Genomic DNA, 26,940 nt, shown 5'->3' with positions numbered 1-26,940 from the left:
CAACTGGAGCGCTTGGACAACGAAAGGCGGAACCCGCAGCCGCACCAGACAAGGCCGCGGACAGAACTCCAACCGCAGATCGCCGATGCCCACCAGCCCCACCCCCGTCAACGGATCGGAAGTCTCATCCCAGGAGAGCACGCCACCGCTGTGAGCGACATCGCCACCAGGGAGAGGTCGCCGGGCTACGCGACGGTGAGCCAGGCCTCGCTACGGCAGGCGTCGGGATTCGGCTTCCCGGGCGTTCGCGTGGAGCGCGCCTGTGCTGCTGGGTCGTGTTACTGGGCCATGTCCACGAAGCGGCTGTAGTGGCCCTGGAAGGCGACCGTGACGGTGGCGGTGGGGCCGTTGCGGTGCTTGGCGACGATCAGGTCGGCCTCGCCGGCGCGCGGCGACTCCTTCTCGTAGGCGTCCTCGCGGTGCAGCAGGATCACCATGTCCGCATCTTGCTCGATACTGCCCGATTCGCGAAGGTCGGACACCATGGGCTTTTTGTCGGTTCGCTGTTCGGGGCCTCGGTTGAGCTGGGAGAGCGCGATGACCGGGACGCCCAGTTCCTTGGCGAGGAGCTTCAGCGAGCGGGAGAACTCCGACACCTCGACCTGGCGGCTCTCGACGCGCTTGCCCGAGGTCATCAGCTGCAGGTAGTCGATGATCACCAGGCGAAGGTCGTGCTGCTGCTTCAGGCGCCGGCACTTCGCGCGGATCTCCATCATCGACATGTTCGGCGAGTCGTCGATGAACAGCGGCGCCTCGGCGACCTCGCTCATGCGCCGGGCGAGGCGCGTCCAGTCCTCGTCCTGCATGGTGCCGGACCGCATCGCGTGCAGCGCCACCCGCGCCTCCGCGGACAGCAGGCGCATCGTGATCTCGTTGCGGCCCATCTCCAGGCTGAAGAACGCCGAGGTCAGCCCGTGCTTGATGGACGCGGCACGGGCGAAGTCGAGGGCGAGCGTCGAGTTGTGCGTGGGGATGCAGGAGCGCCCCGCCAGGTACATGTGGTCGGCGTTGTCGACCTGGACGCACCGGACGGGCACGCTCTCTACGGGCCGCACGTCCACGATGTACCGCACCTGCGCCTTCGGATGGACGGACTCCCGCTGCCGAGTCGCCTTGCGCGGCAACCGGAACACCGTCTCCGCAGGTGTGAAGTTGATCCGGTAGAACGTCGATGTCTCCTCGGACCGCCCCTTCACACGCTTGGTCCGCATCGTCGCGCGGTAGCCGAGGCTGAGGATCAGCTCGTGCGCGTCATCGGCGAGCCGCTTGTTCACGAAGGCGAGTTGGACCTGCCCGTTCTCCGAGACATAGCCGTCCGTGTCGAGCATCCCCGCGAGCAGCGCCCGCCGTTGCGCCTCCGAAGCCCGCAGGTAAGGCGCAGGAATGTGCTTGTTCCGCCAGAGACCGAGTGCCTTGATCTTTGTGGTGACGCCGGGCAGACCGAACCGCCCAGACGTCTTGCGTCCCACGACCGGCTGCCCTGCCGCTTCGATCTCCTTGAGGATCTCCTCGTCGAAACAGGTGAGAGAGCCGCTCCAGCTGTCTCCGTCACCGAGCCACGCGCCCAGGACATACGGGGCGATGGGCAGGTCCACATTCGGGAGTTGGAACGGTGCGGCGACCTCGACCGTGTGGTTGGGGCGGCTGTCACCGTCGCAGCGCAGCGTCGCGGCGATCTCTTCGGTGGTCTTGATGGGACGGTGCTGCGCCGTTGTCGTGGCATTCTTCGGGCGCACCGCGCGCCCGAGCAGCCCTCGGTAGAGACTCGTGCACTCGTAGCGGGGCCGGCGCTTGGAGAGGCTCACGTCGGCCTCGCCGCGATGCCCCAGCTCACGCGTTACCGCATAGAGCGCATGCTTGAACTCGGCGCCGACCTTGGCCACCGCTTCACCATGGGTGATGAGTTGACGAGGCCCTTCGTTGGCCTCCGCCGTCGCCCAGCGGACGCGGTTGACGGCCTCCCGCGGCCAGTAGTAGGCCGTGCTGTTCTCGCTATTCTGGCGGCGGGCGGCTCGGGTCGTCGTCCGCCACTGATGCTGGGCGTCCGCGACGATCACTTCGCCGTCGGAGAACTCGATCTCGTAGCACGGACGGCCGTGCATGACGTCGGTTGCGGCCACGACACGAGTCGGCTTCCCATCGGCTCCGATCAGATAGTCACCAACGGACACTTCGCCCATCGTGGTCCAGCCAAATGGGGTCGGAAGAGGCGTAGTCAGACAAGTCGCCTTGCCCATGGCGGGGCGGGCAGCGACCACTATCATCTGGCCGGGGTGCAGGCCGTTGGTCAGGGCGTCGAGGTCGGCGAAGCCGGTGGGGCAGCCGACCATCTGGCCGCCGCGGCTGCCGATCGCCTCGATCTCGTCCAGGGCGCCGGGCATGATCTCGCTGAGCGCGACGTAGTCCTCGCCGGCGCGCTTCTCGGCGATGGCGAAGACCTCGGCCTGGGCGCGGTCGAGGACCTCGTCGGCGTCGGCGCCGTCGGCGGCGTAGCCCATCTGGACGATGCGGGTGCCGGCCTCGACCAGGCGGCGCAGGACCGCGCGCTCGTGGACGATCTTGGCGTAGTACCCGGCGTTGGCCGCGGTGGGCACCAGGGAGATCAGGGTGTGCAGGTAGGGCGCGCCGCCGATGCGGCCGATCTCGCCGTTCTTGGTGAGCTCGCCGGCGACGGTGACCGCGTCGGCGGGGTCGCCGCGGCCGTAGAGATCGAGGATGACGTCGTAGATGATCTGGTGGGCGGGGCGGTAGAAGTCGGGGGTGCGCAGCATCTCCACGACCTCGGCGATGGCGTCCTGGGAGAGCAGCATGCCGCCGAGGACGCCCTGCTCGGCCGAGATGTCGTGCGGGGGGGTGCGCTCGAACTCATGCCCCTGCGGCCCGATATCCGCCACGCTCACCGCCGACACCCCCTTCATCTGGCCCGCCGGCGGCCCCGTCCGCCCATCGCCGACCGTTCACCTCACGTCTATCTGACGCGTCGGACATTCTCCCGAGCCCGCGCCGCCGCGGGCAAAGCGAGCTGTGGACAAGCCTGTGGACGGCCTGTGCAGACACGCGGGTCAGGTTGTGCACGACCTGTGGACAACTCTGTGGATTCGTCGTGGACGAGGCCCGATCAACCCCGCTGAACTGCGGTAACGTCGTCCACCGGGTGTGCGGGAAAGAAAGTCGGCCGAGTGGGGCGATGTAAGGCTCTTATTTTATTTGTGAGTTACACGCTGGTACCCTCGGCGCGGTGACGACTCCCCGGCGGCTCGCGTCCGCGCACGACCGCGAGATCCTGCGCCTCGCCGTGCCGGCCTTCGGCGCGCTCGTCGCGGAACCCCTCTTCCTGCTCTCGGACTCGGCCATCGTCGGGCATCTCGGCACCGCCCAGCTGGGCGGGCTCGGTGTCGCCGGGCAGGCCCTGAACACGCTCGTCTACCTCTGCGTCTTCCTCGCCTACGGGACGACCGCGGGCGTGGCGCGCCAGGTCGGGGCGGGCGACCTGCGGGCGGCGATCAGGCAGGGCATCGACGGCATGTGGCTCGCGATCGCCATCGGCGCCGCGCTGATCGCGGTGGGCTGGCCGCTGATCCCCTGGATCGTGGACGCCTTCGGCGCGTCCCCGGGCGTGGCGCCCTACGCCGCGACGTACCTGCGGGTCAGCCTGTTCGGGATCCCGTCGATGCTGGTCGTCCTGGCCGGGACGGGCGTGCTGCGCGGCCTCCAGGACACACGCACCCCGCTGCTCGTGTCGATCGGCGGCTTCTCGCTGAACCTGCTGCTCAACATGGTGTTCGTGATCGTGCTCGGGTGGGGCATCGCCGGATCCGCGTGGGGCACCGTCGTCGCGCAGACCGGCAGCGCCGCCGTGTACGTGGCCGTGGTGCTGCGCGCGGCCCGCCGGCACGGCGCCCAGGTCCGTCCTGACCTGGACGGGTTGCGCACCTCCGCCACGGCGGGTCTCGGGCTGCTCGTCCGGACGGCGGCGCTGCGCGTCGTCCTCATCGTCGGGACGTCGATCGCGGCGCGCATGGGGGACCCGGAGATCGCCGCCTATCAGGTCGGGTTCCAGGTGTGGACGCTGCTGGCGTTCGCGCTCGACGCCATCGCGATCGCCGGCCAGGCCATCACCGGGCGGTATCTGGGCGCGTCCGACATCACCGCCACGCGGGCCGTCACGCGCCGGATGGTGTGGTGGGGCGTCGGCTGCGGCGTCGTGTTCGGCCTGGCCATCCTGGTGGTCCGGCCGTGGCTGCCCGCCCTGTTCACCGCCGACGGCGACGTCCGGGACCTCCTGCTCGCCTCACTGCTCGTCGTGGCGGTGCTGCAACCGGTCGCCGGTGTGGTGTTCGTCCTGGACGGCATCCTGATCGGGGCCGGCGACGGCGCCTACCTCGCCGTGACGACGCTGGTCGCGACCGCGGTCTTCCTGCCCGCCGCCATCGCCGTCTTCCGGACGGACACGGGCCTGGTCGGCCTCTGGTTCGCGATCGGGCTGTGGATGCTCACCCGGATGGTCACGCTGGGCCTGCGGGCACGCGGCGACCGCTGGATGGTCACCGGCGCCGTCCGCTGACACCGGAAAGATCATCCGATGCCGAAATGCTCGCCGTCCTGCGGACATGCGGAGGTAGACGCCCGAGCAGGAGGTATCCCCTTGTCCCTGAAGAAGACGGCCGTGGGAATCGGTCTCGCGCTCACGCTGGCCGGCACGGCGGCCGCCGCCATGGCCCCGGCCCACGCCGATCCCGGCCCTGCGCGGCCGCGGGATGCCCGCGCCACCCCGCATGACGGTTATCGCGCCACGCAGATCCACGGCGAGCGGCCCCGTCCCGTCCGTCCGCTCGCTTCGGCGCGGTTGGCCAAGGGGGAGCAGGTCTCCATCACGGTCCTGGACCGCGACGGGAAGGCCCCCGAGGAAGTGTTCGTCACGCTGGCCCCGCTGGACGGCGGCGACTGGCTGGGCGGCACGGTGGTGAACGGACGCCTGGAGAGCGAGGTGCCCGCCGGCCGTTACGCGGTGATGGCCTGGGTTCCGACCGGCACGTCCAACACCCTCGTCTACCTGCCGGACGTCCAGCCCGGCGACCTCGTCCTGGACGCCCGCGAAGGCCGCCCCATCCTGCCCCGGATCGACCGCGCGGACGCCGGGCTGGCCTCCGCGGGCATCACGGTGACGCAGCGGATCGGCGGCGAGCAGTCCCTCATGACCTTCAATGACGGCCTGGACCTCTACGTGACGCCCACCGGCTCCGCGCCCGGACTCGCCCTACGCGCGCAGGCCATCATGACCAAGCAGGGTTCCACCGAATCCAGCCCCTACGTCTACAGTCTCGCGAGCCTCACCGAAGGACGCCTGGACGAGCCGTTCGCCCAGCCGATCCGTACGGGCGACCTCGCGGCGGTCCGCACCAGGTACGGCGCCGAAGGACGTCCCGCATGCGGCGGCGGGCACGTCGGCGTCGACTGGGGCGACGTCGGCATCGGCGCCTGGGTCGGCGTCGGCTCGCTGCCCACGACCCGCACCGAGTACTTCACCCCGGGCTTCACCTGGTCGCTCGACTCGGGCGTCACCACGCCGGACTGCTCGTACGACAGCATCGACGAGCGCTCCCGGTCGCTGACGCCGCCGCGTGCCGGGGAGTACACCCAGGAGTGGAACATCGGGCCGTTCACGTCCGGCCAAGGCACGGCCATCTGGTCGACCGCAGGCCAAGAGCCCTCGATCGCGGTCCCGATGCTCTCGACCTGGGACAGCCGGAGCGCGCTCGGGCCCTACGCCGGGACGACCGGCCGCTCGGTGCTGCGGGACGCCCAGGACCGCGTCGTCTACCAGAGCGACGAGCCCGGCGCCGCCTACGACTGGCCGGCACCGCCTCCCGGCGACTACTCGCTCACCTTGGACGCGACCCGGCAGGCTCCCTGGTCGGACCACAGCTCGACCGAGCACACCGTCCTGCGCTTCACGGTCCGTGACGACAAGCCGGTGTCGCTGCCGGGGATCCGCCTCCGCACCCCGCTGGACGACCAGAACCACGCGCGGCCGGGAGCCCGGCAGCCGATCACGCTGAACGTCCCCGGCTCGACCGCGGCTCCCTCCCTCCAGTTCTCGGTCGACGAGGGTCGCGCGTGGCGGAAGGTCGCCGTCCGCAAGTCCGGTGCGAACTGGACGGCGACGATCCGCAACCCTTCGGCCGGGCAGGTCTCCCTCCGCATGACCGTCCCAGGCCTGGTCGACCAGACCGTGATCGGTGCGTACACGATCGGTTAGCGCGTTTCCCGGATCGCCCCCGCCTCGCCGGCCACTCCCGCTACTATTCGAACATGTGTTCCACACACGGCGAGCGGATGGCCCGGCTGACTCAGGCGATCGACGACCTGGCGGCGGAGGGCCTCACCGGTCTGCCCCCGGAGACCCTGGTCGAACGGGTGGCGGGCATCTGGTCGCTCGTCGAGGGCATCGACCCCGAGATCGCCCGCCGACGCACCCGTTATACGACCCCCGAGACCTAGCGCCTGTCTCGAAGTGTTCTCGGCCACGCGCGAACGCGTGACCTGCCCGGTGCAGTGAAGCCGAAGGCGAGTGAAACCGGGCAGGTCACGAAGCGGTGCCGCGTTCGCCCAGGCCCGGTCACGCAGAGCCGCCAGGCGAGCGAAGTGGGCCGGGACTTTGAAACCCAGACGCTCAGTCCAGGTCGTCGAGGGACGGCAGCAGGGGCGGCAGGATCAATCCGCCGTCGGAGTCGTTCGGGCCCGTGGAGTCCTCGCCCGTCGTGTCGGGGCTCGTCGAGTGATGGCTCGACGAGCCCTCCAGGCGGTAGGCCACCGAGCGCCGCAACGCGGGCAGTCGCGCGTAGAGGGCATCGCCGGGGCACAGGGTCTTGTTGTAGTCGCGGTGCCCGACGATGGCCTTGGCCGGGTCGAGATCGTACTTCCGGCACAGCCAGACGCAGACCTCGACCAGCGACTTCCACAGGGCGCCCGGCACCCGGCCGGACATGTAGGTGCCCTCGTTCTCGATGCCGATCGTGTGCTGGTTGTGGTGCAGGACCTGGGCGCCGATGGCGAGGTCGCCCGACCGGATGGCCCGCAGGCTCCGGTTCCGGCCCTCCATCACGATGCCGCCCCGGCTGATCGTGAGCTGCTGGCCCGCGTCGTCCCAGCGGTTCCGGTTCATGTGGATGTTCTGGATGGTCCGCGACAGGGCGAACGCATGGGCGAGCGAGCGGCCCCGCGAGTTCGTCGTCGCCGTGTGGTGCACGACGATGTGGTCCGGTGCCCTGTCGACGACCTTGGCCGGGCGCCTGGGCGGCCTCGCATGCCACTGCGCCCGCGTGTACACGTGCGGAGCGTCGGCCGTGAAAAGAACGCGCTGGTCGACCCCGCCGTACGGCCCGGCTGCAAGCTCCTCCGCCATGGCTTCATTCTGGCGGGACGTCCCGAGGGGCAGCATCTCCACCAGGCCGGCCCCCATGACGCCGCCGATCAGCGCCCGGCGCGTCAGGGCCCCGGCCCCGCGATGCGGCTCGTCCGCGCCCTCCCCCGAATGCGTGCTCACCACCGCCCCCTTCGTCCCGCGACATCGTGGTTACGGAACGTAATCGCCGCAAAGGCGATCACTCAAACGCACGCCGGTTCACGGACGTTTCACGGGAAACCCAAACATCAGCGGCCACGCGAAACGTGGACAGACTCCGCATCCAGGGACCCGCCACGGCACCAACGTCCCGCGCGGATCACCCACCGCCGCATCGGCGGTCCCGCCACGTGCGCCACAGCGGCAGGATGATCGACGAGAGCACCAGCCCGGCGGTGCCGAGCGGCACGTCGCCCAACGCGATCACGGCGGCGCACGCCGTGGCGGTCAGCCCCGCGACCAGCACCAGCCCGCGGCCCCCGGAGGGCGCGACTCGGCCGCGGGAGCGGCTCGGGGCCCGTCGGCGGCGGGGGCGCGCACGAGGGTGGGACCTTCCGGGGGTACGACGACGACCCCCGGCCCTGGCGGGCTCGGGGGTCGTCGGGTGGTGCGTGTCAGGCCTCGAGGACGTTGACGTCGATCGTGGCGTTGACGTCGCTGTGCAGGCGCACGCTGACCCGGTGGGTGCCGACGGTCTTGATCGGGTTGCCGATCTCGATGCGGCGGCGGTCCAGGTCGGGGCCGTCGGCGGCGCGGACCGCCTCGGCGATGTCGGCGGCGGTGACGGCGCCGAACAGGCGGCCGTTGCTGCCGGTGCGGGTGCGCAGCGTGACGCGCAGGCCGCCGAGGCGGTCGGCGACCTCACGGGCGTGCTCGACGGTCGCGATCTCGCGGGCCGAGCGCGCCTTCTTGATCGACTCGACCTCCTTCTCGGCACCCCGGGTCCACTTGATCGCGAACCCGCGGGGGACGAGGTAGTTGCGGCCGTAGCCGTCGCGGACGTCGATGACGTCACCGGGCTCGCCGAGCCCGGAGACCTGCTGGGTCAGGATGAGCTTCATGATTCTTTACCCCCTGCCTCAGCGCGCGGTGCTGGTGTACGGCAGCAGCGCCATCTCACGGGCGTTCTTGATCGCCGTGGCGACGTCCCGCTGGTGCTGGGTGCAGTTGCCGGTCACCCGCCGGGCACGGATCTTGCCGCGGTCGGAGATGAACTTCCGCAGCAGGCCCGTGTCCTTGTAGTCGACGTAGGAGATCTTCTCCTGGCAGAAAACGCAAACCTTCTTCTTCGGCTTGCGGGGAGGTGGCTTCGCCATCGTGGTGCTCCTTTGGGAGAGCCCCGCTCACGCGGGAATGGACGTGTACTCGTTGTTGCGTGGTCGTGCCGGAGGCCTTAGAAGGGCGGGTCGTCGGAGAATCCGCCGCCGCCACCGCCACCGCCGGTGGCCCAGGGGTCGTCGGCCGGAGCGCCGCCCTGCTGGCCGCCGCCGAAGCCGCCGCCCTGCTGGCCGCCCCCGAAACCGCCGCCGCCCTGGCCGCCGCCGCCGAAGCCGCCGCCGCCCTGGCCGCCACCGCCGCCGAAGCCGCCGCCACCGCCGCCGCCCTGCCGCTGGGTCTTGTTGACCTTGGCGGTGGCGTTGCGCAGCGACGGGCCGACCTCGTCGACCTCGACCTCGAAGACGGTGCGCTTCTCACCCTCGCGGGTCTCGTAGGAGCGCTGCTTGAGGCGTCCCTGCACGATCACCCGCATGCCGCGCTGCAGGGTCTCGGCCACGTTCTCGGCGGCCTGCCGCCAGACGTTGCAGGTCAGGAACAGCGCCTCCCCGTCCTTCCAGTCGCCCGACTGGCGGTCGAAGAACCGCGGGGTCGAGGCGAGGCGGAACGACGCGACCGCCTGGCCGCTCGGGGTGAAGCGCAGATTCGGGTCCTCGACGAGGTTCCCGACGATCGTGATTACGGTGTCGCCTGCCATGGGGCTCGCTCCGGCTGGTGTGAGGGCTGAGCCGGGCTCAGTGGACCTCGGGGCGGATGACCTTGGTGCGGAGGATGGACTCGCTCAGGTTGAGCTGCCGGTCGAGCTCCTTGACCGTGGCAGGCTCAGCCGACAGGTCGACCACCGCGTAGATGCCTTCGGACTTCTTCTGGATGTCGTACGCCAGGCGCCGACGGCCCCAGACGTCGACCTTCTCCACGCTGCCGCCGCCGTCCTTGACGACCTTCAGGAACGGGTCGAGCGCCGCACCCGCGGTGCGCTCGTCGATGGCGGGGTCGAGAATGGTCATGAGTTCGTAACGACGCATGCTGTGTCCCTACCTCCTCTGGACTGATGCGGTCACGGTCTCTCCGTGACAGGAGGGCTCTTGCGTCCGCCGCGGCGGCACCGGCCCGGATCGCCGGGCGGACCTGCCGCGAGACCGATACAGGCTACCAACACTGAGACGTGCGCAAGCCGGTTCCTGCAGCGGAGCGCAGGGAATCGGCTCGTACCCCGCCCTTCCCGGGGTGTGGGGATCGACCCACAGGCAGCCCGTGCCGGTTCCCGGAGCAGAACGCACGCCGCCGGTGTGCGCCATGGGCTTCCAGTGCCTGTCTCGAAGTGGCCTCGGCCACGCGCGCGAACGCGTGACCTGCCCGGTGGAGCGAAGCCGGAGGCGAGCGGAACCGGGCAGATCGCGAAGCGATGCCGCGTTCGCCCAGGCCCGGTCACGTAGCGAGCCGCCAGGCGAGCTACGTGGGCCGGGACTGTGGCAAACACAGCCGCCAGGCGAGCGAAGTGGGCCGGGACTGTGGAAAACACAGCTCAGTGCCTCGCCTTGGGTTGGGCGGCCCGGGCGGTACAGCGGCGGCGTTCCAGTTCGGCCATGATGTCCGCCATGCGGGCTCGCATGCGGGCGGCCTGGGTCGTCAGCATCGACAGCTCCTCGACGAGCTCCGCGTCACCGATGAGCCCCAACTCCGCTTCCCTCACGGTCTGCACCTCCTGCTCCTCCCCGCTTCCCCTCGGGGGCGGACCCGAGCCGGTGTTCTCGAATCCGTGTTCGACCGTACCGGGTGCCGCCGACATTCCGTGCCCGGCCCCGATTGATCTTCGTCTCGGCTGGGCATTCCTTTACCCGCATGGTCCGTCCGGTCCCGCGCGCACCGTCTGGCCCGAGGCGCGGGAGCTGAGCTGGAGGAGGATCCCGATGTCCCAGCAGGCGACCGGCAGCGGCGCGCAGCGCGAGCGCGCCTCCCGCGCACAGAGCGAGGCCGGCCCGCACCGGCGGCAGGACGTGCTGGCGGTGGCCGCGCTCACGCTCGGCATCGCGGCGCTGATCCTCGGCTGGATCCCCGCGACCCACTTCGCCGGGGCGCTCCTCGGCGTGATCGGCCTGCCGGTCGCCCTGTACTCCCAGATGATCTCCGCGACGACGAACGAGCGGTGGCTGAACGTGATCGGCATGGTCGCCGCGTTCGTCGGCGCCGGCTTCGCGCTGAGCCACGGGGGCTTCTCGCTCTGACCGCCGGCCCGGGATCCCGCCCGCCCTGTCCGAGGGCGCGGCTAGTCTCGTGAGCATGCGCATCGGAGCCCACGTCGACCAGACCAACCCGCTCGACAACGCCCGCGCGGTCGGCGCCGACGTCGTCCAGTTCTTCCTCGGCGACCCGCAGGGGTGGAAGAAGCCGGTCCTGCCCGAGGGCGTGGAGGCGCTGGAGGGCTCCGGCGTGGACGTGTACGTGCACGCCCCGTACACGATCAACGTGGCGACGTCCAACAACCGGATCCGGATCCCGAGCCGCAAGAACCTCACCCAGCAGCTGGAGGCGGCCGCGTCGATCGGCGCCAAGGCGCTGATCGTGCACGGCGGGCACGTGCTGAAGGACGACGACCCGGAGACCGGCTTCGAGAACTGGCGCAAGGTGTTCGAGCGGGTCGAGTGTCCGATTCCGGTCTACATCGAGAACACCGCGGGCGGCGGGAACGCGATGGCGCGCAAGTTCGACCGGATCGCGCGGCTGTGGGAGGTGCTGTCGGGCGTCCCGGGGCTGGAGTCCAAGCTCGGTTTCTGCCTCGACACCTGCCACGCGCACGCGGCGGGGGAGGAACTCGTCGACGCCGTCGACCGGATCAAGGCCATAACCGGCCGCATCGACCTGGTGCACTGCAACGACAGCCGCGATTCGTTCGGGTCGGGGGCCGACCGGCACGCCAACCTGGGCAGTGGCAGCATCGACCCCGAGCTGATCCTCGGCGTGGTCCGGGCGGCGGGCGCCCCGGTCGTGGTGGAGACGCCCTCTGAAGGCCAGGCCGACGACATTTCCTGGTTGCGTTCCAAGCTCTGACGAAGCAGAGTCGGGATCGTCGCCGGAGTCCGGGAACCGCGGTGGCGGGCGCGGCATCTAAACGCGCGTAGGCCCAGCCTGACGACAAAGTCCGAAGATCACGTCACACTGTCATAATCCGGAACCAGCCCTCAGCGCACGCGTGCTCTCTCCGGCGGCGGGCGCGCGAACCGATCGGGAAGCACATGGCACAGCCCCCTTACGACCCCTACGGCTACGGAGCGCAGGACCCCTACGCCCAGTCCTACTCCCAGCAGCCCGCGGTCCAGCACCACTACTACGGGTCGTCGACCCCGGTCACCGCGCCGACCAACGGGATGGCGACCGCGTCGCTGGTGTGCGGGCTCATCGGCTTCTTCGCCTGCGGGCTGACGTCGATCCTGGCGATCATCTTCGGGCACGTCTCGCTGAACCAGATCAAGCGGACGCGCGAGGGCGGCCACGGCATGGCCGTCGCCGGTCTCGTCCTCGGCTACATCGTGTCCGCCGGGTGGCTGATCTTCTGGATCTTCTACATCGGCCTGTGGGCGATGATCGTGGGCAGCGGCGCCACGTCCGGCAGCACGTACTGACCGTTCAGACGAGCCGGGGCACGCCCGCCACCTCCACGCCGACGCTCGACATCAGCACCGTCATGGGGGTGGGGGTGTCCCGCCACGTCTTCACCGCCGCGGCGAAGACGTCCAGGACGGCGCGCAGCGACGCCGGGTCCGTCTCGGCCAGTTCGGCCCACGACTCGTACAGCACCATGTAGCCGTGTTTCGCCGGCGCCCACGACAGGTCCCTGAGGTACCTGCCGAGATCGTCCCAGCCGGCGCCCGCTCCCTCCGGCGGATCGAAGACGCCGGCGCACAGCCGCAGGAACGCCTCCTCCGTCCGCGCGCGGCGCCCATCGAGGTAGAAGCCCCGCCAGCCGGCCTCCTCGGCCCGCTCCATCCAGTTCGTGTCACCGACCGCGCCCGGCACCGGCGGCATCCGCCACTGGTAGACGCCCGGTTCCAGCCGTCCGGCCAGCAGCTCGGTCAGCGCTTGGTCCGCGTTCACGTCATCTCCCGGGAGTTCCGGCGTCCCCGCAGGTCCGCGGGGAGCGGGCGGCCAGCCCCACCCGCCGCCTTCCGTTCCCCGGCATAAGCCGCAGAACCTCCGATATCGGCAGATTTACGGCCATGGTCACACCTCCTTCAACGGAGGAGTGCGGCGGCGGCGTTCAACGTCCAGGGCGTCCATCGCGCGTCCGCGCATGCCGCCGAGGCCGCGGCCAAGGCGTTCCCTACCGCTCCGAGCGTCCCTTGACACGCCTCTCGCCATTCCCTATTCTCTCGAATAGAGAGATGCTCAGTAAGCGAGCAGCTCTTAGAGCGAGGTAGTTGCCCGATTCCGAGAGGAACACAGAGATGAACACCGCGCCCACCACCGCCGGCACCGCGACCCGCGTCCAGGCCCACTACGAGACCGTCAAGAAGCTCGGCCACTGGACGACCGGCCGCCGCTTCGAGGTCCGCGCCCGCCGCGGCATGGTCGTGCTGGACCTGCGCTCGCCGCGGATCCCGGACGGCGACATCGAGATCGCGGTCGACCTCGACCACTCGATGGTGAAGCTGCTGGTCCCGCAGGACGCCCGGATCGACCACTGGGACCTGCGCTACACCGGCCGCGGCCGCGTCAAGGACTGGACGGGCGAGAACGGCGGCGGCCGCGCGATCCGCGTCACCGGGGAGATCCGGCACGGGGAGATCCGCGTCCACCGCGGCGGCGTCGCCACCCTGTCCGCGATGTTCTCCCGCGAGTTCGTCGAGGACGTCCGCCGCGCCCGCCGCGAAGGCACCACCCCCACCGTCGCCGATCCCGCTCACGAGGACTGAGCCCGACCCCAGAAGGACCCCGAAGGCCCGTCCCGGCGAACCCGCCCGGATGGGCCTTTCCCTACCCGCGCCCTTGGCGGCGCACGGAATTGTGAGAGCGTGCGAAGTCCGGGGTTGAGTCTCCACCGGCTGGAGGCCTCAGGGTGAGGGGCATGGACGGCGACACCATGTACACGATCGGCGAACTGGCACGCCGCACCGGGCTCTCGGTGCGGACGATCCGGTTCTACTCCGACGCCGGTGTCGTCCCGCCCACCCGCCGTACCGAGGCCGGCTACCGGCTCTACGACGCGGACGCCGCCGCGCGCCTCGACCTGGTGCGCACGCTGCGCGACCTCGGCGTCGACCTCGCCACCGTCCAGCGGCTGCTGGACCGGGAGGTCGGCGTCGGGCAGGTCGCGGCGGCGCACGCGGACGCGCTGGACGTGCAGATCCGCACGCTCAGGCTGCGCCGGGCCGTGCTGCGGGCGGTGGCGAAACGCGGATCGACCCCGGAGGAGATAGAACTCATGCACAGGCTCGCCCGGCTTTCCGACGAGGAGCGGCGCCGGATCATCACCGACTTCATCGACGAGTCCTTCGCGGGGCTCGACGTCCACCCCGGCTTCGCGGAGAAGATGCGCGCCGCGCTGCCGGAGCTGCCCGACGACCCCGAGCCCGAGCAGGTCGACGCCTGGGTCGAGCTGGCGGAACTGGTCGGCGACTCCGGCTTCCGGGCCTCGGTGCGGCGGATGGCCGAGTTCCAGGCGGCCGAGCTCGCGGACGGCGGCCTCCCGGACGGCGCCGCCGCCCTCGCCGACCTGACCCGCCAGAAGGTCGAGCAGGCCGTCGCGGACGGCGTCGACCCGCGCTCGGACGACGCCCGTCCCGTGGTGGACGAGCTGGTCCGCGCCTTCGCCGAGACGTGGGACGCCGCCGACGGCGCCGCGTTCCGGCGCGACCTGCTGCACCGGCTGGATATCGGCACCGACCGCCGCGCCGAGCGGTACTGGCAGCTGCTCGCCGTCATCAACGGCTGGCCCGTCCCGCCGACGCTGACGCCGCTGTTCGAATGGTTCATCGACGCGCTGCGGCCGCGGGTCGGGGAAGGCGGCTGACCCCGGGAGGGCCGAGGTTCGGAAAGGCTGATCCTCAGGAGGGCTGGGGGACGCTGACGTGGTGGTCGCCGCGCCGGCGTCCCAGGGCCACCACATCGGGCGCGCCGTCGAGGACGCCGCCCGCCGGGTCGTCGTCCCCGTCCGACCGGACGACGTCGGCGGACGGGACCAGGACGTCCCGCACCACCAGCACTGCCAGTGCGAGGACGGTCACGAAGCGGGCGAGCAGCGCCAGCGAGTAGACGTCCTTGCCGATCCCGCCGTCCGGAGCGTCGAGGCTCAGGACCGCCGACAGCGTCCCGGACAGGTCGGCGCCCTGGGTCTGGGCGGACACCGACAGCAGGTACCACCAGATGCCGAAGAAGTAGGCGATCTCGCCGAGCTGCCAGGCGACGAACGCCGGCAGCTTCGGGCGGGCCAGCACCGCGAGCGGCAGCAGCCACAGGACGTACTGCGGCGACCAGACCTTGTTCGGCAGCATGAACGCGACCAGCACGAGGAACATCAGCTGCGGCAGCCGCGGGCGGCGCGGGGCGGCCAAGGCCAGCACGGCGATTCCGGCGGCGAGGAAGAGGAACGTTCCCGTGCCGATCAGGTTGAGCAGGTCGGTGTCGGAGGCGGGCTTCTCGAGCCCGTGGTCCTGCAGGACGAAGAAGATCGAGCCCCAGTCGATGCCGCGCTTCTGGCTGAAGGTGTAGAACTCCTTCCACCCGTCCCACGCGAAGAGCATCACGGGCAGGTTCACGGCCAGCCACCCGGCGGCCGTGCCGGCGAGCATCCGGCCCATGGCGCGCCACTGCCCGGCCCGGACGCACAGCAGGACGAGCGGCCCGAGGAACAGCAGCGGATAGAACTTCGCCGCGATCGCCAGACCGAGGAGCGCCCCTGCCAGGGCGGGCCGGCGCGCCGACCAGGCGGCCAGCGCCAGCGCCGACAGCGCCACCGCCAGCAGGTCCCAGTTGATGTAGGCGGTGAGCAGCAGCGCGGGGGACAGCGCCACCATCAGGCCGGTGCGCAGGGAGCGGCGTCCGGCCGCGTACGCGGTGGCGAGGACGGCGACGACCGCGAGGACGGCGAGGAGCAGGACGGTGACGTTGTAGAACGCGAGCCCGCGCCCGTCCACTCCGAACGGCTCGACCAGCCACGCGACGAGCTGCATGAAGCCGCCGCTCAGCACCGGGTACTCGACGTGGCGGATGTCGGAGCCGGCGAACGTGTCGAAGTACGGGATCTTCCCGTCGTTGAGCCCGCGCACGTAGTAGAGCGGGTAGACGTCGGTGTAGCAGGCGTTCGCCGTCGTCTTGAGGAAGTCGAACCGCACCGACGCGCACGGCTGCTTCTGCAGCCAGCCGAGTGCGCACACCAGGGCGGTGAGCCCTGTCAGCACCGGCGCGAGGCGCCTCAGCCGTCCGGGAGCGTCCGTCCCGTCACTGTCGGCGGGCATCCCGAGCCTCTCCGTAGACGACGACATGGACAGCAAGCCTATTCGCGCCCGGAGGCGCGCGCGGCCGGAAACGGAACGGCCCGGAGCCGCCGGGGCTCCGGGCCGTTCCGTCACGGACGTACCGCTAGTTGCCCGCGTTGGGGTCGGTCTGGCGGCAGGCCGGGTCGTTCCTGTGCTGCGGTTTCGCGCACCACCAGGACTTGTCGCCTTCCGGAGGAAGGTTCGGGTTGCAGCCGAGCGGCATGTTGTACTGGTCGCACGGCACGTCTCCCGAACCCGGCGGGGTGATGGTCGGCGTGTTCGTCGGCTTGGTCGTCTGCGGCTGGCAGCCGGGCTGCGGGTTCTGCTGCCCCGGCTGGCACGTCGGCGTGTTGGACGGCGTCGGGGTCGCGGACGTGGTGGGCGTCGGCTTCGCCTTGGCCCACGGGGCGACCTGGCCGCCGTTCACCGGCGGCGGGAACTGCGAGATGTCCTTGCCCTCCAAGGCCTTCAGCATGAAGATCTTGAACAGCTCGGCCGGGACCGTACCACCGTAGACCTGGCTGTAGTTGCCGACGCCGATCAGCGACTTGCGGTTGCCGTTCTTGTCCTGCCGCCACATCGCCGCCGACGTCGCGAGCTCCGGCGTGTAGCCGACGAACCAGGCCGACTTGTTCTCGTCGGTGGTACCGGTCTTGCCGGCGACCGGACGGGCGCCGAGGCTCGCGCGGGTACCGGTACCGTCGGTGACGACCGCCCGCATCGCGGACGTGGCGTCCGCCGCGACGCCCTCGTCGAAGGCCGTCGTGGGCTTCTCCCAGGGCAGCTTCTTCAGCAGCTTGTGCTCGTTGTTCATGATGGGGCGGCCGCGGTTGTCGGTGATCTTGGCGATCACGTGCGCCTGCCGGTGCTTGCCGCCCGCCGCGAACGTCGAGTACACCGACGCCATCGTGACCGGGCTCGCGTCGATGACGCCCAGCGGCAGCGACGTGAAGGTGTCCTTGAGCCCCGGGGACTTCTCCGGGATGCCCATCTTCTTGGCCATATCCACGACGTTGGACAGCTGGACCTTCTGCCCCAGGTCGACGTACGCCGTGTTGATCGACATCGCCGTCATCTGCTTGAGGTTGTAGACGCCGTTCTCCGAGCGGCTGTCGTTGGTGAAGGGCGTGCCGGCGATGACCCGCTTGTAGCTGCCGTCCATCGTCGTCCGCAGGCTGATGCCCTGGTCGAGCGCCGTGGCGAGCACGATCGGCTTGAACGACGAACCCGGCTGCACCATGCCCTGGAAGGAGTTGTCGAACTGCTGCTTGGCGTAGCTCGGACCGCCGTAGGCGGCCACCACCCCGCCGGTCTTCGGGTCGACCGCCGCGAGCCCGAACTGGATGTCGCTCCTCAGGCCCTTCTCCTTGCGGATCTGCGCGACGGCCTTGTTGGTGTAGTCCTGCAGGTCCTTGCGGAACGTGGTGGTGATCTTCAGGCCGCCGGTCTCCAGCATCTGCTCGTCGATGCCGAGCGTCTTCAGCTCGTTGAGGACGCGGTCCTGGAGGTAGCCGGCGTTGGGGTCGTTCGGGGCGTCACTCCAGTTCTTCTGCGTCTGGGGGAACTTCGCCTGGGCGCGCTTGCCGGAGTCGAGCCAGCCCTCCTTGACCATGCCGTCGAGGACGTAGTTCCAGCGGCTGATCAGCGCCTGCTTCGCCGGATTGGACGCCGGCCCGTAGGTGACGAAGTAGCCCGGCCGCTGGATCATCGCCGCGAGCATCGCCGCCTGCGACTCGTCGATCTCGGTGACGGGCTTGTGGAAGTAGGCGCGGGACGCCGCCTGGATGCCGTAGGAGTGCCGCCCGAACGGGACGGTGTTCAGGTACAGCTCGAGCACCCGCGACTTGTCCATCTCCTTGCCCATCCGGATGGAGATGAGGATTTCCTTCAGCTTGCGGCTGGCCGTGCGGTCCCGGCTGAGGTTGGCCCAGTAGTTGCGGGCGAGCTGCTGCGTGATCGTCGAGGCGCCGGCGACGTCGCCGCCCGTCCCGGCCCGGTACAGCGCGCCCACGATGCCGGTCGGGGAGATGCCGGGCTCGTGCCAGAAGCCGCGGTCCTCCGCGGCGAGGACGGCGTTCTGGACGTGCTTCGGCACCTTGCTCAGCGGGATGTCCTCGCGGTGGGTGCCGATCCGGGCCAGCGTCGTCCCGTTCGCATAGGTGATCACCGACTCCTGGCGGAGCGCGTCCTGCTGCTTCTCCGTCGGGATGGGGGTGTTGGCGTACGCCACGATGACGAGCGTCGCCAGGCCGAGGATCGTCACGCTGACGACCGCGACGACGATCTTCCAGTTGGGGATGTAGCGCTTCCAACCGGTCTTCTGGTTCGCGTCGTCGGTGCGCTTGCGCTCGCGACGGCCCCCGCCGCGACCGGCGCCCCGGCCCTCGTCGCCCCAGAAGCCGTCGTCCCCGCCGCCTCCGGAACCACCGCGTCCGCCCGGGCCGCCGGGGCCACCCGGCCCACCCGGGCCACCGGGACCGCCAGGGCCGCCGGGACCACCTGGGCCGCCGGGGCCGCGCCGCATCGGGCGGCCGCCGCCGCCCGACGGCATGGCCGCGGGCGCGCCTCGGCGACGGGTGCCTCCAGGGGCGCCCGAGCGCGGGGGACCGCCCGCCCGTCCGCCCGGCCTGCCTCCGGGGCGCGGTGCCCGGCCCGGCGTCGGCGAGCCGCCCGGCCCGCCGCGCTGCGCGCCCGAGGGCATGCCGGAAGAGCCGGGGCGGGGGGAGCCCCTCCGGCCAGAGCCCTCTCCGAATTCCGGTCCGTATCGGCTTGGGTTACTCACGCGGCCTCATCAACTGGGGGACGGCTGTGCGTCGTCCGAGCGTACTGTGCCCCCGGCGCGGAAGGGGCCGCCAAGGAAGGGCTCACCTTCGTCGGGACGGATCGACGCACGCGGACAAGGACGCCGGCGTGCGGCAATTCGCAAGGATGCTTCATGTCACACCCCTATCTCCAGTGGACGGTTCGGTTCGGAAGGGCCGGCCGGTTCATTCGGGCGGCCTCGTCAGCAACTGCAGAGGGTTCAGGGTCTCGGTCTGCGGCTGGGCGCCCCGGCCGCCCCTCTTGTTGCGGCAGGCGGGGTCGCCCTGGTGGATCTGGCACCACCACCGCGGCGGCGGGTTGCTCGGCGGCTTGTTCGGGTCGCAGTTGGCATTCTGGAACGGGGACTGGCACGGCGGCAGGTTGCCCTGGCCACCGTCGCCGCCGTCCTGGCAGCGCGGGTCGAACTTGCCGACCGGGGTGTTGCACCACGGCGGCTTGCCGTCGTCTTCCTTCTTCTTCTCCGGCGGCTTCGCCCACTTCTGCACGATCCCGCCCCACGCGGGCGGCGGGAACGCCTGCGGGTCCATGCCCTGCACCGCGTTCGACATGTAGGACCGCCAGATGCGGGCGGGGATCGTGCCGCCCTCCACCTCGCCGATCCCCGGCAGGATGACCGACTTCTTCTTGCCGTCCGGTCCGAGCGCGTCGTTGTAGATCGTCACCGCGGTCGACATCTGCGGGACGTACCCGACGAACCACGACGAGACGTTGCGGTCGGTCGTACCGGTCTTGCCCGCGGCCTGCCGCCCGTCCGGCAGCGCCGCCGCCGTCGCGGTCCCGCTCCTGATGACCTGCTGCATCGCGTACGTCGCGTCCGCGGCGACCTTCGGGCTGAAGACCCGCCGCTTCTCGTACGTGGGCCGCAGCCGCACCGTCTTGCCGTCCGACTTCTTGACCACGCGGATCACGTGCGGCTGGTGGTACATCCCGCCGTTGGCGAACACCGCGTACCCCGCCGCCTGCTCGATCGGCCGGATGTTGTTGACGCCGAGCGCCAGGTTCAGGCAGCACTTGTGCGGTTCCAGCAGGTCGGACGCGATGCCGGCGTCGGTCTCGGTCTTGATCGCCTCCTCGATGCCGACCTTGCCCATCAGCTGGATGAACGCGGTGTTGACCGAGTCCTTCGTCGCGGTGATCAGGTTGATCGCCGGGCCGACGTCGTGGCTGTTCCGGATGATCACGGCGCCGTCGGTGTCCTTGGACACCACGCTGCCGTCCGGGCCGATCGGCGTGTTCGAGCGTCCCTCGACCAGGCTCTTCAGGCTGTAGTTCTGCTTCAGCGCCGTGGCGAGCACGTAGGGCTTCATCGCCGACCCGGCCTGCGCCGAGCCCTGCCACACGTTGTCGAAGGACTGGTCCAGGTAGTCGGGACCGCCGTAGAACGCGACGACCTCGCCGTTCGCGGAGTTCACCGACACCAGGCCCACGCGGATCTTCTTCTTCGCGAGCTTCTTCGGGTTCACCTGCGGGACGGTGTGCTCGGCCGCGCGCTTGGCCATCGCCATCTTCTTGCGGTCGAACGTCGTGTAGACCCGCAGGCCCTGGGTCGTCAGCTCCTTGGTGTCGATCTTCATCCGGCCCAGCTCCAGCTTGGCGCGCATCAGCATGTAACCGCGCTGGCCGCCGTAGAGCTGGTCGCTGGTGCCCGCCTTCCGCATCTTGGGCACGCCCTGCTTGATGTACTTGTCGGCCTCGGCCCGGCTGAGCTTGCCCATCGAGACCATGCCGTTGAGCGTGTACTGGTACCTGCCGGTCACCCACGCCTGGTTGGCCTTGTCCCCCGGGTCCCGGTTCGGGTTCTGGATGATGCCGCCGAGGAGGGCCGCCTGGTCGGGCGTCAGCTTCCACACGTCCGTCCCGAAGTACTCGCGGGACGCGGCCTGGATGCCGTAGGTGTCGCGGCCGAAGTAGATCGTGTTCAGGTAGAGCTTGAGGATCTCGTCCTTGGAGTGCTCGTCCTCCAGCTTCAGCGAGATGAACAGCTCCTGGAACTTCCGGCTGACCGTCCGGTTGTTCGGGTCGGAGTAGTAGTTCTTCGCGAGCTGCTGGGTGATCGTGGAACCGCCGCCGGACCCACCGGTCAGGTTGTCCCACACCGCCCGCGTCGTGCCCTTGATCGAGAAGCCCGGGTCGGTGCGGAAGCTGCGGTTCTCCGCCGCCAGCACCGCGTTCTGGACGTTCGGCGGGATCTTGGCCAGCTCGACGCTCTGCCGCTTCTTGCCGATCCGGCCGATCTCCGTGCCGTCGGTGTAGTAGAAGATCGACGCCTGGTCCTCGACGCCCGCGACCGTCGGCTCCTTCGGGGTCGGGGTGTTGGCGTAGGCGACCCAGATCAGCGTGACGAACGCCGCGAGGCCGAGGCCGCAGACCCCTCCCACGACCTTCCAGGACGGGATGAACCGCCGCCAGCCCGTCTCGCGGGACCGCAGGTGGCCGATGAACCCCTTCTTCCCGGGCGGTCCCTGCCGTCCTGGGCCACCGGGGCCTCCCGGCCCGCCGGGGCCTCCGGGACCCCCAGGCCCGCCCGGGCCGCCGGGTCCGCCCGTGCGGTTGGGTCCGCCCGTGCGGTTGGGTACGCCGGGTCCGCCCGTGCGGTTGGCGGCGCGCGTGCCGGTACTGCGGAACCTCGCGGTCACCTTCGCGCCGAGTTCCTGCCCGGCCTTGCCGAGCTCGCCGAGCTTCTCGCGCACGCCCGGCTTCGGGGCCGCGCCGGGCATCCCCGGCGTCCCGAATCCGGCGGGCGGCCCCATTCCGCCCGCACCGGGCGCACCCGGAACCCCTCGCCCGGGCATGCCGGACGGGTTCGGGAACCCGGGACCTCCGGGACCGGTCCCCGGAGCCGCGGGAAGGCCGGGAGGACCGCCCATCGCATGGCGACCGCCGCCCATGCCCGGCCCGGCCGGCATGCCTTGGCCGACCGGAGGCGAAGCGCCGGGCGCGTTGCCCATACCGGGACCGCCGCCCGACGGCGGGAGTCCCCCGGATCCGCTGCTCCCACCGGGTCCACCGGGTCCGCTGGGTCCGCCGAATCCACCCTGGCCGGACACCCCGCCAGGACCAGCGTTGCCGCCAGGGCCGCTGAAACCGCCAGGGCCGGGCGTCCCGCCGGGGCCGCCGCTGCCGCCGAACCCGCCTTGACCAGACGTCCCGGCGAGCCCGCCGTTGCCGCCAGGGCCGAGGCCGCCTTGGCCGGGCGTCCCGCCTGGACCGCCGTTGCCGCCGGGGCCGCCGAACGTGCCCTGACCGGGCATCCCGCCCGGGCCGCCCTGACCGCTCGGGGCGGCATGGCGTCCAGCGGACGGCGGGACCGGGTTCGACGGGACCGCGGGCATGGAGGCGGTCGGCGCCGCGCCGCCCAACGGCCCGGGGCTCGCGCCCGGGCCGCCCATGAAACCGGGTCCTTCCGCCGTTCCCGGCGGGGCGGGGTTCTGAGGCGTGCCGGGTGCGCCCGCGGGGTTCGTTCCGGCGGGCTCGCGGGGGACGCTCGGGAAGCCGGGGTCGCCGGAGTCACCGGGGCGGGGGTTCTGGTGCCCGCCCGGCCTCTGCGACCCGGGTTCCGGTCGGGGCTGGCTTGGATTACTCACGCGACCTCATCAACAGGGGACAACGGTTGTTGCCGAGGGCCGGGTGGCTCCCGGCCCTTGTTGCGGCTCGTGCGCCGTCCGAAGATTACTGTGCGGGCTGGTGAGCGGGGGGAGCGTGTGCTCGGCGAGGGACATCCCGGCCGCTCAGCGCCCCCCCGAGGGGTCGGCGGATCCTCCTCACTCGGTTGCCGTCCCGGGGCCGTCCCGGGATCGGGGTCGTGCGACACGGCCAGGTGGTTCCAGGACGCAACTTTGACACATTTCCACCACATACACCCTGAAATCTCCGCATTCGCGCTACGGGCCTGCGGGGACGCCCCGCAGCGGCCCAGGTAGATCGCCACTTGCCAGCGGGCCCCCCGGGTACGTATCTTGTCGATGTATCGAGCCGATACATTCGCTCGATACATCGGATCGAGACATCGGCTTCTGCGGAAGAGGGTTCGGGATGGCGGCCAAGAAGGGCGCGGGCGTGCTGGAGCTCGCCGTGCTCGGCCTGCTGCACGAGTCCCCGATGCACGGTTACGAACTGCGCAAGCGGCTCAACACCCTGCTGGGCATGTTCCGCGCGTTCTCGTACGGCTCGCTCTACCCGTGCCTCAAGCAGCTCCTGGCCAACGGGCTGATCATGGAGGACCGGCCGGAGGAGCCGAACACGCCGCTGGCGCTGCAGAGCCGCCGGTCGAAGATCGTTTACAAGCTCACCGCCGACGGCAAGGAGCGCCTTCAGCAGCTCCTCACCGAGGCCGGCCCGGCTTCGTGGGAGGACGAGGGGTTCGGCGTGCACTTCGCCTTCTTCTCGCACACCCGCGCCGACGTCCGGCTGCGGATCCTCGAAGGCCGGCGCAGCCGGCTGGAGGAGCGCCTGGAGAGCGTCCGCGCCGCCCTGGCGCGCACCCGCGAGCGTGTCGACTCCTACACCCTGGAGCTGCAGAACCACGGGCTGGAGTCGGTCGAGCGCGAGGTCCGGTGGCTCAACGAGCTCATCGGGCGCGAGCGGGCCGAGCAGGAACAGCAAGCACAGCAAGCACAGTCAGCTAAGCGAATTGACCAGGACATGCCTCGGGACGAGGGCCGCTGACCAGTGGCCCGGCGCCTTCGGGGGCGGGTGAAACACCACATGTTCCGCAAAAGAGAAGGAGCAACCGGATGGGTTCGGTGCGCGTAGCCATCGTGGGTGTGGGCAACTGCGCCTCTTCGCTCGTCCAGGGCGTCGAGTTCTACAAGGACGCGGCCCCCGACACGCGAGTTCCCGGCCTGATGCACGTCCAGTTCGGCGACTACCACGTGGGCGACGTCGAGTTCGTGGCGGCGTTCGACGTGGACGCCAAGAAGGTCGGGATGGACCTGTCCGAGGCCATCCACGCCAGCGAGAACAACACCATCAAGTTCGCCGACGTGCCTCCGACCGGGGTGACCGTCCAGCGCGGGCACACTTTCGACGGCCTTGGCGAGTACTACCTGGACATGGTCGAGGAGTCGGACGCCGAGCCGGTCGACGTCGTGCAGGCCCTGAAGGACGCCGAGGTCGACGTCCTGGTGTCGTACCTGCCGGTGGGCTCCGAGGAGGCCGACCGCTTCTACGCCCAGTGCGCGATCGACGCCAAGGTCGCGTTCGTGAACGCGCTGCCGGTGTTCATCGCCAGCGACCCCGAGTGGGCGCAGAAGTTCACCGACGCGGGCGTCCCGATCGTCGGCGACGACATCAAGTCGCAGGTCGGCGCCACCATCACGCACCGCGTCATGGCCCGCCTGTTCGAGGACCGCGGGGTCGAGCTGCTGCGCACGTACCAGCTCAACTTCGGCGGCAACATGGACTTCATGAACATGCTGGAGCGCAAGCGGCTCCAGTCCAAGAAGATCTCCAAGACGCAGTCGGTCACCTCGCAGATCCCGCACGAGATGGCGAAGGCGGACGTGCACATCGGCCCGTCCGACCACGTGCCGTGGCTGGACGACCGCAAGTGGGCCTACGTCCGGCTCGAGGGCCGCTCGTTCGGCGACACCCCCCTCAACCTGGAGTACAAGCTCGAGGTCTGGGACTCCCCGAACTCCGCCGGCGTCATCATCGACGCCGTCCGCGCCGCGAAGATCGCCAAGGACCGCGGCATCGGCGGCCCGATCCTGTCGGCCAGCTCCTACTTCATGAAGTCGCCCCCGGAGCAGTACAACGACGACCAGGCGCACGACGCGGTGGAGAAGTTCATCCGCGGCGAGGTCGAGCGCTAGAGCACGGCGGGACAACGCGCCGGTCAGCGCCTCCCCATCAGCGGTTCAAGGGCCCGTCTCCCAGGTGGGACGCGGTTTCCGGAACGTTGAGAGCCTGATCACAAAGTCGCCAAAGGACGCCCTGGCAGTGGACACCCCACTGTCAGGGCGTCCTTACTTCTGTAGAGAAACGGTGATGTACCGGCCCTTTGTCACGCTCTGGCCCTACTGTGACACCGCCGGTTACTGCGCGCCAGGTTCCGAGTCAGTGAGGTGACACCGTGACGGCACGCGAGATGATCAAGGTGACGGCGGGGCTGACGGGCCTTGTGATGGGGCTCGCCGGATGCGCCGGAGGGGGTGACGGTGCGACGGCGGAGGGCGCCTCCCGCGAGGGCGGCACGCTGCGGATCGTCGGCTCGTCCGACGTCGAGCACCTCGACCCCGCGTCCGTGGCCAGCGTCGGCGCGTACGGGCTCGCCCGCACGTTCGCCCGCACGCTGTTCGGGAACCGGGCGTCCAACGACTTCCAGGAGACGGTCCCCGTACGGCCCGACGTCGCCGAGCGGATCCCGACGCGCGAGAACGGCGACATCGGCAAGGACCGCCGCACGTACACGGTCCGGCTGCGCGAGGGCGTCCGGTGGAACACCAACCCGCCCCGCCCGGTGACCGCACAGGACTTCGTCCGCGGCTTCGAGCGCCTCTGCAACCCCGCGTCGCCGTCCTCCGCCAAGGGCTACTTCATCTCCACGCTCAAGGGCATGGACGCGTTCTGCCGCGGCTACGGCTCCGTCGACGCGAAGAACGCCCGGGCGATCGCGGCCTACCAGCGCGAGCACGGGTTCGAGGGCGTCCGCGCCAAGGACGAGCGGACGCTGGTGTTCAAGCTGAAGCGCCCCGCCAGCGACTTCCTCAACCTGCTGTCGCTGCCCGTCGCCGCGGCCGCACCGCAGGAGTACGACCGGTACGTCCCGGACAGCGCCGAGTTCCGGCAGCACACGGTCTCCGACGGCCCGTACCAGATCACCGACTACAAGCCGGGCATCTCCTACGTCCTCACCCACAACCCGGCATGGCAGGCGGGCTCGGACCCGCTCCGCGAGCGGCATGTCGCGAAGATCCAGATCACGCTGGGCCAGGACTCGCCGGAGACCGTCCAGCAGCAGATCGAGCAGGGCACCGCCGACCTCGCGTGGGACCAGCCCGTCCCGACGTCGGCGCTCCCGCGGCTGCGGGACGACCCGCGCTTCGCGATCAGGGAGACCCCGAACAACAGCCCGTACCTGGTGTTCAACACGCGCAGCCCCCGCAACGGCGGCGCGCTCGGCGACCGCGCGGTCCGGCAGGCGCTGGAGTACGCCGTCGACCGCAGCGCCCTCATCAAGATCGTCGGCGGGCCGTCGGTGGCGAAGCCGCTGCACACGGTGATCCCGCCCGGGAACTCCGGATACGCGCCCCTCGACATCTACCCCACGCCCAACGAGTCCGGCGACCCCGCCAAGTGCCGCGAGCTGCTCGGCAAGGCCGACCGCGTCGGGATCACGCTGAAGTTCCCGTACCGGACGAACAGCGTCCACAAGCTCATCGCCCAGTCCATCGCCGAGAACCTCGACGCCTGCGGGGTCAAGACGGAACTGACCCCCGACTCGGGCGGCTCCTTCTACTCCAGCACCCTCACCACGCCCGCCCGCGCCCGCGAGGGCAAGTGGGACATCGCCGCCCCCGGCTGGGTCCCCGACTGGTACGGCAACAACGGCCGCTCGATCATCCAACCGCTCTTCGACGGGCGCGCCTACGGCCCCGGCTCCACCAACTACGGCGGCTACGACAACCCGCAGGTCAACGCGCTCATCGACGCCGCCCTCACGGCCCCCGACGCGCAGCGCGCGGCCGGCTACTGGCAGCAGGCCGACCGGAAGATCATGGAAGACGCCGCGATCGTCCCCCTCCTCGACCGCGCCCAGACCATCTTCCGCTCCTCCCGCGTCCACGGCGCCTACTTCCTCCCCACCACCGCCGGCTACGACCTCACGCGGGTTTTCCTTGCGTAGTTGTGGGGGGCGGAGCGCTAGAGCGCTCCGCCCCGGGGGCCATCAAGGAGTAGGGAAAGAACAGGAGAGTTCATGCGAAGACTCGCCCTACCCGCAGTCCTGTCCGCCGCACTCGCGGC

Annotated in this window: 23 protein-coding genes; 11 read left to right on the top strand and 12 right to left on the bottom strand. The window is 70.5% G+C overall.

All coding sequences use genetic code 11. The features are described 5' to 3' along the window. Positions 1-278: 278 nt before the first annotated feature. Positions 279-2,900: a replicative DNA helicase gene (gene dnaB, locus ABWI07_RS05220; RefSeq protein ID WP_353817784.1), complete on the bottom strand. Its 2,622-nt coding sequence runs from the start codon at positions 2,898-2,900 to the stop codon at positions 279-281. Between the two features lie 338 nt (positions 2,901-3,238). On the opposite strand from dnaB, the gene ABWI07_RS05215 reads away from it, so the two are divergent. The 3 genes from ABWI07_RS05215 to ABWI07_RS05205 all read left to right on the top strand — a co-directional run bounded on the left by ABWI07_RS05215 (position 3,239) and on the right by ABWI07_RS05205 (position 6,501). Continuing rightward, positions 3,239-4,564: an MATE family efflux transporter gene (locus ABWI07_RS05215; protein WP_149262807.1), complete on the top strand. Its 1,326-nt coding sequence runs from the start codon at positions 3,239-3,241 to the stop codon at positions 4,562-4,564. A 102-nt stretch (positions 4,565-4,666) separates the two neighbouring features. Then, the gene (locus tag ABWI07_RS05210) at positions 4,667-6,259 is read left to right on the top strand and encodes a hypothetical protein (protein ID WP_353817783.1); all 1,593 of its coding nucleotides are present in this window, start codon (positions 4,667-4,669) and stop codon (positions 6,257-6,259) included. 53 nt (positions 6,260-6,312) lie between these two features. Continuing rightward, entirely contained in the window at positions 6,313-6,501 is a 189-nt protein-coding gene (locus tag ABWI07_RS05205) for a hypothetical protein (protein WP_117397984.1), read from the top strand. 172 nt (positions 6,502-6,673) lie between these two features. On the opposite strand, the gene ABWI07_RS05200 is transcribed toward ABWI07_RS05205, so the two are convergent. From ABWI07_RS05200 to ABWI07_RS05170, 7 genes are all read right to left on the bottom strand, one after another. Then, a complete protein-coding gene (locus ABWI07_RS05200) occupies positions 6,674-7,546 on the bottom strand; it encodes a peptidoglycan recognition protein family protein (protein ID WP_353817782.1) in 873 nt (290 codons plus the stop codon). A gap of 178 nt (positions 7,547-7,724) precedes the next feature. Then, a complete protein-coding gene (locus tag ABWI07_RS05195; protein WP_353817781.1) occupies positions 7,725-7,871 on the bottom strand; it encodes a hypothetical protein in 147 nt (48 codons plus the stop codon). Between the two features lie 148 nt (positions 7,872-8,019). Further along, positions 8,020-8,466 (bottom strand): 50S ribosomal protein L9, encoded by a 447-nt coding sequence (rplI, locus tag ABWI07_RS05190; RefSeq protein ID WP_149262805.1) that lies wholly within the window; start codon positions 8,464-8,466, stop codon positions 8,020-8,022. 18 nt (positions 8,467-8,484) lie between these two features. Continuing rightward, positions 8,485-8,721 carry a 30S ribosomal protein S18 gene (gene rpsR / locus ABWI07_RS05185; protein ID WP_019631633.1) on the bottom strand — a complete coding sequence of 79 codons (237 nt, stop codon included), beginning with the start codon at positions 8,719-8,721 and terminating at the stop codon, positions 8,485-8,487. Positions 8,722-8,798: 77 nt separating this feature from the next. Continuing rightward, a complete protein-coding gene (locus ABWI07_RS05180; RefSeq protein WP_353817780.1) occupies positions 8,799-9,377 on the bottom strand; it encodes a single-stranded DNA-binding protein in 579 nt (192 codons plus the stop codon). Positions 9,378-9,414: 37 nt separating this feature from the next. After that, positions 9,415-9,705, bottom strand: coding sequence for a 30S ribosomal protein S6 (gene rpsF, locus ABWI07_RS05175; RefSeq protein ID WP_131877633.1), 291 nt, complete (start codon positions 9,703-9,705; stop codon positions 9,415-9,417). 500 nt (positions 9,706-10,205) lie between these two features. After that, positions 10,206-10,382 (bottom strand): hypothetical protein, encoded by a 177-nt coding sequence (locus ABWI07_RS05170; RefSeq protein ID WP_160161101.1) that lies wholly within the window; start codon positions 10,380-10,382, stop codon positions 10,206-10,208. Between the two features lie 208 nt (positions 10,383-10,590). Here ABWI07_RS05170 and ABWI07_RS05165 point away from each other — a divergent pair, with 208 nt between their 5' ends. From ABWI07_RS05165 to ABWI07_RS05155, 3 genes are all read left to right on the top strand, one after another. After that, positions 10,591-10,905: a hypothetical protein gene (locus ABWI07_RS05165; protein WP_149262803.1), complete on the top strand. Its 315-nt coding sequence runs from the start codon at positions 10,591-10,593 to the stop codon at positions 10,903-10,905. A 55-nt stretch (positions 10,906-10,960) separates the two neighbouring features. After that, positions 10,961-11,728, top strand: a complete 768-nt coding sequence (locus tag ABWI07_RS05160) for a deoxyribonuclease IV (protein WP_149262802.1) — start codon at positions 10,961-10,963, stop codon at positions 11,726-11,728. A gap of 185 nt (positions 11,729-11,913) precedes the next feature. Then, positions 11,914-12,300 carry a DUF4190 domain-containing protein gene (locus tag ABWI07_RS05155; RefSeq protein WP_149262801.1) on the top strand — a complete coding sequence of 129 codons (387 nt, stop codon included), beginning with the start codon at positions 11,914-11,916 and terminating at the stop codon, positions 12,298-12,300. A gap of 4 nt (positions 12,301-12,304) precedes the next feature. Here the strand turns inward: ABWI07_RS05155 and ABWI07_RS05150 are convergent, their stop codons facing one another. Next, complete coding sequence (locus ABWI07_RS05150) at positions 12,305-12,772, bottom strand: barstar family protein (protein WP_353817779.1); 468 nt, start codon at positions 12,770-12,772, stop codon at positions 12,305-12,307. A gap of 350 nt (positions 12,773-13,122) precedes the next feature. Between ABWI07_RS05150 and ABWI07_RS05145 the strand changes: the two genes are divergently transcribed. Beyond that, entirely contained in the window at positions 13,123-13,590 is a 468-nt protein-coding gene (locus ABWI07_RS05145) for a hypothetical protein (protein WP_149262799.1), read from the top strand. 152 nt (positions 13,591-13,742) lie between these two features. Further along, on the top strand, positions 13,743-14,687 hold the full coding sequence (locus tag ABWI07_RS05140; RefSeq protein WP_353817778.1) for a MerR family transcriptional regulator: 945 nt from the start codon (positions 13,743-13,745) through the stop codon (positions 14,685-14,687). A gap of 34 nt (positions 14,688-14,721) precedes the next feature. Here the strand turns inward: ABWI07_RS05140 and ABWI07_RS05135 are convergent, their stop codons facing one another. From ABWI07_RS05135 to ABWI07_RS05125, 3 genes are all read right to left on the bottom strand, one after another. Next, entirely contained in the window at positions 14,722-16,131 is a 1,410-nt protein-coding gene (locus tag ABWI07_RS05135) for a glycosyltransferase family 87 protein (protein WP_353817777.1), read from the bottom strand. Positions 16,132-16,255: 124 nt separating this feature from the next. Continuing rightward, positions 16,256-18,703: a transglycosylase domain-containing protein gene (locus ABWI07_RS05130; protein ID WP_353817776.1), complete on the bottom strand. Its 2,448-nt coding sequence runs from the start codon at positions 18,701-18,703 to the stop codon at positions 16,256-16,258. Between the two features lie 436 nt (positions 18,704-19,139). Beyond that, the gene (locus ABWI07_RS05125; RefSeq protein ID WP_353817775.1) at positions 19,140-21,692 is read right to left on the bottom strand and encodes a transglycosylase domain-containing protein; all 2,553 of its coding nucleotides are present in this window, start codon (positions 21,690-21,692) and stop codon (positions 19,140-19,142) included. Positions 21,693-23,007: 1,315 nt separating this feature from the next. Between ABWI07_RS05125 and ABWI07_RS05120 the strand changes: the two genes are divergently transcribed. The 3 genes from ABWI07_RS05120 (at position 23,008) to ABWI07_RS05110 (ending at position 26,821) form a co-directional block, all read left to right on the top strand. Next, on the top strand, positions 23,008-23,640 hold the full coding sequence (locus ABWI07_RS05120; protein ID WP_149262795.1) for a PadR family transcriptional regulator: 633 nt from the start codon (positions 23,008-23,010) through the stop codon (positions 23,638-23,640). 68 nt (positions 23,641-23,708) lie between these two features. Beyond that, a complete protein-coding gene (locus ABWI07_RS05115; protein ID WP_149262794.1) occupies positions 23,709-24,788 on the top strand; it encodes an inositol-3-phosphate synthase in 1,080 nt (359 codons plus the stop codon). A 260-nt stretch (positions 24,789-25,048) separates the two neighbouring features. Beyond that, a complete protein-coding gene (locus ABWI07_RS05110) occupies positions 25,049-26,821 on the top strand; it encodes an ABC transporter substrate-binding protein (RefSeq protein ID WP_235037200.1) in 1,773 nt (590 codons plus the stop codon). The last annotated feature ends 119 nt before the right edge of the window (positions 26,822-26,940 follow it).

It is taken from the genome of Actinomadura sp. NPDC000600 (genome assembly GCF_040492135.1).
GTDB lineage: Bacteria > Actinomycetota > Actinomycetes > Streptosporangiales > Streptosporangiaceae > Spirillospora.
Note: the sequence above shows the minus strand (reverse complement) of the source record. Positions and strands in the feature narration are given on the sequence as shown.

What these genes read in the sequence shown, in the direction of transcription:
- ABWI07_RS05205 (WP_117397984.1), top strand. Translation starts at nt 6,313, where the DNA reads ATGTGTTCCACACACGGCGAGCGGATGGCCCGGCTGACTCAGGCGATC.
- rplI (WP_149262805.1), bottom strand. Translation starts at nt 8,466, where the DNA reads ATGAAGCTCATCCTGACCCAGCAGGTCTCCGGGCTCGGCGAGCCCGGT.
- rpsR (WP_019631633.1), bottom strand. Translation starts at nt 8,721, where the DNA reads ATGGCGAAGCCACCTCCCCGCAAGCCGAAGAAGAAGGTTTGCGTTTTC.
- ABWI07_RS05180 (WP_353817780.1), bottom strand. Translation starts at nt 9,377, where the DNA reads ATGGCAGGCGACACCGTAATCACGATCGTCGGGAACCTCGTCGAGGAC.
- rpsF (WP_131877633.1), bottom strand. Translation starts at nt 9,705, where the DNA reads ATGCGTCGTTACGAACTCATGACCATTCTCGACCCCGCCATCGACGAG.
- ABWI07_RS05165 (WP_149262803.1), top strand. Translation starts at nt 10,591, where the DNA reads ATGTCCCAGCAGGCGACCGGCAGCGGCGCGCAGCGCGAGCGCGCCTCC.
- ABWI07_RS05160 (WP_149262802.1), top strand. Translation starts at nt 10,961, where the DNA reads ATGCGCATCGGAGCCCACGTCGACCAGACCAACCCGCTCGACAACGCC.
- ABWI07_RS05155 (WP_149262801.1), top strand. Translation starts at nt 11,914, where the DNA reads ATGGCACAGCCCCCTTACGACCCCTACGGCTACGGAGCGCAGGACCCC.
- ABWI07_RS05145 (WP_149262799.1), top strand. Translation starts at nt 13,123, where the DNA reads ATGAACACCGCGCCCACCACCGCCGGCACCGCGACCCGCGTCCAGGCC.
- ABWI07_RS05140 (WP_353817778.1), top strand. Translation starts at nt 13,743, where the DNA reads ATGGACGGCGACACCATGTACACGATCGGCGAACTGGCACGCCGCACC.
- ABWI07_RS05135 (WP_353817777.1), bottom strand. Translation starts at nt 16,131, where the DNA reads ATGCCCGCCGACAGTGACGGGACGGACGCTCCCGGACGGCTGAGGCGC.
- ABWI07_RS05130 (WP_353817776.1), bottom strand. Translation starts at nt 18,703, where the DNA reads ATGCCGTCGGGCGGCGGCGGCCGCCCGATGCGGCGCGGCCCCGGCGGC.
- ABWI07_RS05125 (WP_353817775.1), bottom strand. Translation starts at nt 21,692, where the DNA reads ATGCCCGGCGCGGCCCCGAAGCCGGGCGTGCGCGAGAAGCTCGGCGAG.
- ABWI07_RS05120 (WP_149262795.1), top strand. Translation starts at nt 23,008, where the DNA reads ATGGCGGCCAAGAAGGGCGCGGGCGTGCTGGAGCTCGCCGTGCTCGGC.
- ABWI07_RS05115 (WP_149262794.1), top strand. Translation starts at nt 23,709, where the DNA reads ATGGGTTCGGTGCGCGTAGCCATCGTGGGTGTGGGCAACTGCGCCTCT.